This is a genomic window from Collinsella sp. AM17-1, assembly GCF_003470665.1.
Classification (GTDB): domain Bacteria; phylum Actinomycetota; class Coriobacteriia; order Coriobacteriales; family Coriobacteriaceae; genus Collinsella.
Map to the genome: position 1 here is coordinate 1 of NZ_QRJZ01000037.1, position 2627 is coordinate 2627.

The following is a 2627-nucleotide window of genomic DNA, read 5'->3' on the forward strand; positions in this document are numbered from 1 at the left end:
CGAGCGGGGCCTCGGGCGCGCCCGCGACAGCGGGGCCCGTGGCCGCGTCGAGCGTCACGCCTCGCGCCCGGGCGATCTGGGCGGCCTCGGCGAGGACCTGTTCGCAGAGCTCGGCCGGCCGCATGGGGGCCCTCTCCGCCCCGCCGGACCCGCGCGACGCCTCGATGAGCAGGCGCACGTAGCCGTCGAGCCTTTCGACACCGCCGGCTATGTCGCGCGCGGCGGCCGAGAGGTCGCTGTCATTCTCGTCTTCCAGCTCCTCCGCCACGAAGTCGGCGTTGGCGCGCAGCACGGTGAGCGGCGTCTTGAGGTCGTGGGCGAGCGACGCCATCTGCTCGCGCTGCCCCCGCTCCGCAGCCCAGCGGGCCTCGAGCGACTCGGCGAGGGAGGCCCGCATGGCGTCCATCGCGGCGAGGACGTCGTTCACCTCGCGCACGTTGGTGCTGCCGACCGCGAAGTCGAGCTCCCCCGCGCCGACGCGCCCCGCCGCCTCCGCGAGCGGCGCCATCTTGCGCGAGATCACGCGGCTCGCACGGCGCGCCACGAGCGCGAGCGCGAGCGCGCTTCCCACAGCGGCGCCGACGAGCATGAGGTTCTGCGGGTTGGGAAGCAGGCTGGCGAGATCGCGCGAGACCCACTGCGGCAGGTACTCGCTGACGAGTGCGCAGGCCCCGCCGCCCTTGAGCGGGAACGCAGCGTAGGTGAGGCCCGAGCCCCCGCCCTCGATCTCCACTGTGCCCGGATCCGCGGCGAGTGCCGTACGGGCCATTTCCGTCGCATCCTCGAGCCGCGTGCCCTCGAGGTCTGTCATCAGCACGTATCCGTCCTTGTTCAGGATGAGGTAGCGGTAGGCCGTCGGCACGTCCTGCTGCCCGCAAACGCCGTCGCGTGCCAGGCCCTCCGCGACCTCGCGCGCATTGGCCGGCCCCCAGCTTGCCTCGTAGACGAAGCCCGCGTTGATCGCCACGGAGAGCACCATGAACGAGGCGAGCCACGCCGTGGCGACCGCCGCGAACGCGTAGGCGAAGTAGCGCGCGATGACGAAGGAGAGCGGCATGCCCCCGCGACCCCGCGACCCGATCCTCAGAGCTGCCACTTGTACCCCATCCCCCAGACGGTCGCGATCGGATCGGCGCCGGCCTCGGAGAGCTTCCTCCGGGCGCGGCTGACCTGCATGGATATGGCCGCGTCGTCGGCGTCGCTCTCCCAGCCGAGCACCGCCTCGCGTATCTGTGCGCGGCTCATGACCTGCCCGGGGTGGCGCGCGAGGTACTCGCAGATGGCGTACTCGGTGGGCGTGAGCGGCACGGTCTCGCCGCCCACGGCGAGGTCGCGCGCCCCGAGGTCGATCCGCACCTCCCCGAAGGAGAGAGCGTGCGAGCGCGGCCGGCGCTCACGGCGTAGATGGGCCGCGACCTTGGCGCGCAGTTCCGCGGCACCGAAGGGCTTGCGGACGTAGTCGTCGGCGCCCAGGCCGTAGCCGGCCACGGCATCCTCCTCGGCCACGCGCGCGGTCAGGAAGACGATGGGCCCGTCGAAGTCCGGGCGGATCTGCCGCACGAGCTCGAAGCCGTCGAGCCCCGGCATCATGACGTCGCAGAGCACGAGGTCGAAGCGCGAGAGGTCCATCCCCGGGACCGCCGTCGGGTCCGTCGCCCTGACGACCTCATGGCCGTCGCGGCCGAGGACGCGCGCGAGCGCGTCGAGGATAGCCCGTTCATCATCCACTGCCAGTATCCTCGCCATGTTCGACCTCCTGAAACTCTCGTCGGAATTGTACTAGCGCCGCACTCAGCGGTCCAGAGCCCTGCGCGCAGCTGCGGGCGCCTCAGCCGCTTCACACGCGCGGTAGCGCACGCCCGAGCCGCCGCGCGCCTCGATCCCGAGCCAGCCCTCGCCGTCCGACTCCCGCCCGAAGAAGATGAGCTGGAGCTCTCGGACATTGCCCCTGTCGTCCGCAGCGTCCACCAGGTAGACATAGTTTGTCCCCGCCCCGGTGGCGTCGGCGTAGGAGCTCGCGTGGCTGCCGGGCTCGAGCGCGGGCGCCCACATAGCGATCTCAGGGTTGGGCAGCACGCGGTCGGCAATCGAGCGCAGTGCCGACCCCCAGCCGGCGTCGAGCAGGGCATCCCGGCCAGGACGAGCGCTGCGGAGAGGAGGACGAGCATGGAGGCGAGCGGCCTCCTACGCATCTGCCCTCCCGTCCTCGAAGCGACAGAACCAGGCGAGAAGGACGGCGTCGGCTGCCAGGGTGAGCACGAGGCCAGCGAGCGCAGTCGTGAGGAGTGGGCCCGCCGCGCGTGCGGCGTCGATGAAGGCCTCCACCCCGAGCGACCCCAGGCGCGCGGGCCAGGCGAGCGGCACCCAGCTCAGGGGCGTCGCCAGGGCACCGGTGAGCTCGCCGGTCATGAGACCGTGCGCAAGTCCGCCCACTGAGAAGAACGCGAGGAGCATCCCCGCCGCGCCGGCGCCGATGGTGGCGTTGCGGCCGAGGCGCAGGGCCACGCCGAGCCCCAGCGCGTAGAGGGGCAGGCTGCCCAGCACGATGCCCGCCCAGGCGGCCGCAAGCGGAGCGGGCCCGAGCGGCAGGCGCCCGGCGACGGCGAGCACGGCCCCGAAAACGCCGA

Annotated in this window: 2 protein-coding genes and 1 pseudogene; all 3 read right to left on the reverse strand. The window is 72.6% G+C overall.

All coding sequences use genetic code 11. From position 1 onward, the window contains the following. Window positions 1–1057 (reverse strand): HAMP domain-containing sensor histidine kinase (locus tag DW195_RS10190; RefSeq protein ID WP_147356513.1); only part of this gene is annotated, 1057 nt, incomplete at its 3' end. A 26-nt stretch (window positions 1058–1083) separates the two neighbouring features. Beyond that, window positions 1084–1746, reverse strand: coding sequence for a response regulator transcription factor (locus DW195_RS10195; protein WP_117842661.1), 663 nt, complete (start codon window positions 1744–1746; stop codon window positions 1084–1086). Window positions 1747–2184: 438 nt separating this feature from the next. Then, a pseudogene (locus tag DW195_RS10465) lies at window positions 2185–2627 on the reverse strand (lantibiotic ABC transporter permease); the annotation flags it as partial.